This window comes from Craterilacuibacter sp., from assembly GCF_051659485.1.
Lineage (GTDB): Bacteria > Pseudomonadota > Gammaproteobacteria > Burkholderiales > Chromobacteriaceae > Craterilacuibacter.
The window spans coordinates 1-5,804 of sequence record NZ_JBOFOO010000342.1 but is presented as its reverse complement, the minus strand read 5'-3'; the positions used below and the strand labels follow the sequence as shown (position 1 = coordinate 5,804).

Genomic DNA, 5,804 nt, shown 5'->3' with positions numbered 1-5,804 from the left:
ACCCATTCGCCGGTCGTGCCGAGAACCTTTTCCGGATGATCGGGCCAGATCTGCTGGCTGGTCGCAACGGTAAAGCCGATATTGTCGGCAATGGCACGTGCATTCCATGGCTCGCCTACGCAATAGCCATCCATATTATCAACCCGCATATTGGCCACCATCTGTGGCGGCGGCACCACGATAGTCTTGACCTCGCTCACGGGGTTGATGCCCTGCGCCGCCAGCCAGTAATACAGCCACATGGCGTGGGTGCCGGTCGGAAAAGTCTGGGCAAAGGTATATTCACGCGGCTCGGCCTTGACGAGGCGAGCCAGCTTGGCGCCATCGGTTGCGCCTTTTTGCTTCAACTGATTGGAAAGCGTAATACCCTGTCCGTTCTGGTTCAGCGTCATCAGGACCGCCATGTCCTTCTTGGGTCCGCCCACCCCCAGATGAACGCCATAGATCATGCCATACAGGGCATGCGAGGCATCCAGTTCGCCATTGACCAGCTTGTCGCGCACCGCAGCCCAGCTGGCTTCTTTGGAGGGCACAATGGTGATGCCGTATTTCTTGTCGAACCCCATTTGTGAGGCCACGATCACCGAGGCGCAGTCGGTCAGCGGAATAAAGCCGATCTTGACCTCGGTTTTCTCAGGTGTATTGCTGCCCGCCTGTGCCGGCACTGAAAAACCGGCCGGCAGCAGTGTGGCGCCCACCACCGCGAGCGCGCCTTTCAGGAAGTCCCGGCGTCCATCGGCATGATGACTTGCAACCATCAGGCCATTTTTCGTATCAGCCATATCCAGCTCCTTGCTATGCGTGGTTTAAACAAAAAAGCGCCCGTTGTGCCGGCTTGATGAACAAGCCTGCACAACGGACGCCATTGTCCGCCAGTCGGGTGCCGCCTTCATTGGCAGCCCCGGCTGTATGAGCCACTACATTGCAATTGCCGTGCCAGTTTTACGCAGGCCAGCACGACACTAGGCAAACCCTTACCCAGCTTGCCTTTACAAGCCAGACACGGCCTGACTGCGAGCCTGCCTCAGGGCTTCGATTCAAATCCGGCCATACGGATGCACTACTGCAGTGCAATATCTCCCCAAAACAGCGCCGGTCAGGCCAGCCCGCTGATACAGCCGTTGTTCACCTCGATGTGATACGCCTGTGGCGAGCGCGGCAAGCCGGGCATGCGCAGTACATTGCCGGCCATGGCCACCACAAAACCGGCTCCGGCATTAGGCAGCAAACGCGCGATGGGCAAGACAAATCCCGTTGGCGCACCGCGTAGTGCCGGATCATGACTGAAGGAGTAAGGCGTTTTGGCGACGCAGACCGGCAGCCTGTCCAGCCCCAATTTTTGCAGGCGTTGCAGATCCGCCTCGGCCTCCGCCGACAAGGCGATGCCCGTACCGCCGTAAAGCTTGCGGGTCAGGGTTTCCAGTTTTTCGCACAGGCTGGCGTCCGACGGGTAGCTATAGCGCACTGCGGCTGTATCGTCGGCCACGGCCATCACCGCGCTGGCCAGATCTTGCGCCCCGGCCCCACCCTTGGCAAAACCCTCGCAAATGGCAAACCCGGCGGCGCCAGCCCCTAGGCAGGCAGCCTTAACGACAGCTATTTCGTCGTCGCCATCATCGGCAAAGCGGTTCAGGGCGACCACCACTTTCTGGCCGAAAGCCACGAGATTGTCCAGATGGCGATAAAGGTTGGGCAGGCCGGCCGTGAGGGCCGCCCTATCGGGCCGACTGCAATCAGCCAGTTCTACGCCGCCATGCCACTTCAAGGCCTTAAGTGAAGTAACCAGCACCGTCACCGCCGGCGCGAGACCGCTTTGGCGGCACTTGATATTGAAGAATTTTTCCGCGCCCAGATCGGCACCGAAACCGGCTTCGGTAATGGCCCAGTCGGCACAGCTCAGCGCCGCCCGCGTCGCGGACAGGGCATTACAACCGTGGGCAATATTGGCAAACGGCCCGCCATGCACGAAGGCGGCATTGCCTTCCAGCGACTGCACCAGATTCGGCTTGACGGCCTCTTTGAGCAAGGCCATCAACGCGCCGGTAATCCTCAGGTCACGCCCGTAAAATGGCGTACCGTCATGGCGCAAACCCAACAGCAGGCTATCCAGCCGCTGGCGCAAGTCGGCCTCATCGCTAGCCAGGCACAGCACGGCCATGATTTCCGAGGCGGCGGTGATATCGAAGCCGGTGTCCGAGGGAATGCCATGTGCCGGCCCGCCAAGGCCGGTCACGATATGGCGTAGTGCTCGGTCATTGATATCCACGACCCGTCGCCAGTACACCTCGGCGAGGTCAACCTCGCCGTGATGGCGCACATTGTCCAGCATGGCGGCAATCAGATTATTGGCACTGGTGATGGCGTGAAAATCGCCGGTGAAATGCAGGTTGATCGCTTCCATAGGCAGCAGCTGGGCATAACCGCCACCGGCCGCCCCGCCCTTCATGCCGAAACATGGGCCTAGCGAAGGCTCGCGTAGCGCCAGCGCAGCCGACTCGCCCAGCTGTTTCAAACCCTGTGCCAGCGCAATGGAGACGGTCGTTTTGCCGCTACCGGATGGCGTACCGCTGGTGGCCGTCACCAATACCAGCTTGCCCTTGAGTGGCCGTGCCGTATCCAGCGTGACCTTGGCCTTGTCGCGGCCATAGGGTTCGTATTCGTGCTCGGCGAGCCCCAGCGAGTTGGCCAAGGTAGCGATGGGGATAAAGGGGGCGGACTGGGCAATTTCGATGTCGGACAGCATCTGCAATCTCGAAGTGGAGGTGACAGGCGGCTATCCTATTCAAAGAGTGCAGTCGCTACCATGCGCCAGATCAGACTTTCCGCATCTGCCACCGATGCGGCAGTGAGTTTTAGTCTGATTTCAGCTGGACATCCAGATCATGCGCCCCGACCACTACATGGCAGGCCAGACGCCAGGTATCCGCATCATCCGGCCATAATGCATGAGGGCTCGCTGCGAAGCCGAAGCGTTTAAGCACATTGCGCTCGCGGGCGACCGGTTCGAATGATGCCGGCTGACCCGCATAGATAATCTTGACCAGGCATGCCCCGCAGGTTCCGTGTCCGCAGCGCCAGCGCAAAGGCAAGTCGTGCTGGCGCGCCACCTCCTGCAAGGTAACCCCGGTACTGACGGCCAACTGTTGCAGCGGCCCGCCACTGTCCTTAAAAAACCGTATGCAAACCATGCCTCCCCCGTTTGCGCGCAGGATCAAGCACTGATCGTTCCCGCTACCCGGCAGCGCCCCCATGCCCGCCTGAGCAAGGACGTGCCTGCGTTGCCATACCCGGTTTATCAATAATCAGCACCCAGATAAAAATAGCCGATCAAGCGCCCGCCTTTGCCATAACCGGCACCAATAAACAGTGGGCCTATCAGCGAGTCGGCACCCACAAATACCGAGCCTGCCGGCAGCCAGCGACTGTTTTTGACATTCCACATGTCGCCCCATATCCGGCCGGCCTCAAGCGACCCCCCCAGATAGATACCCGTGCCCAGTGCCGAAGGCAGGGATGCGGCCCGCCAGTAGGCCATGACTCTGGCCAGTGCCGCACGCTGCCCCAGCAATTCATCATTCTGATAGCCGGACAGATTAAGAAAGCCACCCAAGGGTGCGATATAGCTATCGTCGCCTGTTGCGCCGGAAAACTTGCCGGTGAAGCGCAGGGTCAGGTCTTGTGGGGTGGTCGTGACATAATCAAAATTGCTGTCAAAGGTGGTTAACTGGGAAAACTCCGAATCTGTCCAGGCATCAATAGCCCTTTGCGCATTTAAGCGCAGGGCGTAACCCTTGCGTGGCCAGCGCGGATTATCGAACTGGTCGATAGTGAGCGTAGACTCGATACCACCGACCGAGTAATCTGCGTCTGGCAACAACTCGGGGGCGCCGACCTTGACGCCCGTCTTGAGATTGCCGCGAAATAGGCCTGTTCGCCACTCGCCATATTTCCCCAGCGTGACCCCACCCGCCACACCGATCTGACGCTCGCTCACACTGAAATCAGCCAGTCGCTGGTGATCAGCAGTATAAAACGAATACTTGTCATCCTTGATAAAACCATGGACAGCAATAAAAAAGGGTGACGTTGCGGCTAGCGGTTGATAAAACTCACTGCCAAAGTACAGATTCTCGCCTATTCGTGCTTCATTAAACCAGGTGCCGCCGGCAGAATTCATCCAGGTACGGCGCTGACTGGCCAGCAGGGCAAATGTGGCATCGCCCTCGCTGGCACCTTCCAGACTCAGACCGAAGCGCAGGGTATTGGGGCCGCTATTGCGTTCCAAGGGCGTGACCGCCGCAATATTCCCCTTCTCCGTACGACGCAAGGTATAAGACAGATTATCGTAATCTCCCTCAGCAAATACGGTTTGCAGCTTTTCAAGGAAAACTTTTTGTGATGTCCCTTGCTCTGGAATTGCGAGTTTCTGCTGCAGCGCCTGCTGATTAACGGTATTGGTGTCTTGCACTTCTATGCTGCTGATTTTGGGAGTTGTGCCGGATTTTAGACTATTACGCCAAGCCTGATACGCCGGCGCAGGTAACGAGAAGCGCGACAAGGACTCAGCTTGATCCAGCACCGCCTGACGGCCGGTTTCTGCAATTTTCATACTGTCGGAAAATGCCGTAGCTGAAGTGTTTCCAAGCTTGGGGCGCAATAAAACATCATCAGGCCCAAGCAAGGCCAGTTGCTCACGTACGTTGCGGTTAACCCCCAGATTGATACTTTGCCCAAGAACATCCAGCCAGCTCTCGATTTCACTACTCTTTTTTAACGGTTCACCCACATCAATCGCGATGACCACATCGGCACAGCGCCCCTTGATGTCGGATATGGGCAGGTTGCGCGCCAGCATGCCGTCGACAAGGATGCGCCCGCCTACATTCACTGCGTCAAACACGCCAGGTACGGCCATACTGGCGCGCAATGCAGTGGAGAGGTCGCCCTTGTCGAATACCACGGCATCCCCGCTTTCCAGATCGGTGGCCAATGCACGAAACGGGATAGGCAAATCGTCAAAACTGCCCACTGTCGCATCGCGGGTCAGGTAGCGGATATAAAGATCGATGGATTGCGAATTGATTGCGCCACGAGGCAGGCGCAGCTTGCCATCAGCCAAACCTACAGTCAGGTCTAAATAGTTTCGGGTATCTTCCCGTTTGCGGATATAGGGCACATCGGCGCGTGGCGGCTTGCCAGAAGTGAGTAGATCCCAGTCTGTTCTGGCAAAGGTCTGCTCTAGCTGCGACAATGGCACACCACTGGCGTAAATGCCGCCTATCAATGAGCCGGCGCTGGTGCCGGCGATGCAGCTAATTGGAATGTGCAGCTTTTCCAGCTCCTGCAAAACACCCAGATGGGCAAAGCCCCGTGCACCGCCCCCGCCCAACACCACGCCGATGCGTGGTGCAACCAAAGGGGTCGCCACGGCAGGCAGGGATAAAACAGGCAGGAAAATAGAAAAAAATAGGAAGCAGCGCAATTTCATGGGGTCTTCTTATGTAAATTTTATACTTTCACTGGCAGTGAGGGGCCATTGAAATTATGATAATTAAACAATACTAACGCAGCGGGTACAGTGCGACATGTTTGATCTTAAAGCTTTTATTGGTACGGTAATGGGGCGCACCGGGCCGCAACACGCGGCGACCGTCACTGTCACGCAGCTTGCCCAGAACTTGCCTGAAGCAGAATTTCATAGTGCTTTTATTGATATTATCAAGGCTATCGGGCGCTTGAATAGCGATATAGATGTGCCGCTCAAAGAGCGGCTGCAGGCGCTGCTGTACGTTGACGAAGCATCC

General features: G+C 57.6%; 4 protein-coding genes and 1 pseudogene. 1 reads left to right on the top strand and 4 read right to left on the bottom strand.

Annotation, left to right across the window (positions count from 1 at the left end; genetic code table 11):
• The 4 genes from ACRC1E_RS11630 to ACRC1E_RS11615 form a co-directional block, all read right to left on the bottom strand.
• Positions 1-782: ABC transporter substrate-binding protein (locus tag ACRC1E_RS11630; RefSeq protein ID WP_438515257.1), on the bottom strand; the 782-nt coding region annotated here is incomplete at its 3' end.
• 314 nt (positions 783-1,096) lie between these two features.
• Positions 1,097-2,749: a formate--tetrahydrofolate ligase gene (locus ACRC1E_RS11625; RefSeq protein WP_438515256.1), complete on the bottom strand. Its 1,653-nt coding sequence runs from the start codon at positions 2,747-2,749 to the stop codon at positions 1,097-1,099.
• A 103-nt stretch (positions 2,750-2,852) separates the two neighbouring features.
• Positions 2,853-3,188, bottom strand: a complete 336-nt coding sequence (locus ACRC1E_RS11620) for a 2Fe-2S iron-sulfur cluster-binding protein (protein WP_438515255.1) — start codon at positions 3,186-3,188, stop codon at positions 2,853-2,855.
• Positions 3,189-3,295: 107 nt separating this feature from the next.
• Positions 3,296-5,488 (bottom strand): patatin-like phospholipase family protein, encoded by a 2,193-nt coding sequence (locus tag ACRC1E_RS11615; RefSeq protein ID WP_438515254.1) that lies wholly within the window; start codon positions 5,486-5,488, stop codon positions 3,296-3,298.
• 97 nt (positions 5,489-5,585) lie between these two features.
• Between ACRC1E_RS11615 and ACRC1E_RS11610 the strand changes: the two are divergent.
• Positions 5,586-5,804 (top strand): annotated as a pseudogene (locus ACRC1E_RS11610) (hypothetical protein); the annotation flags it as partial.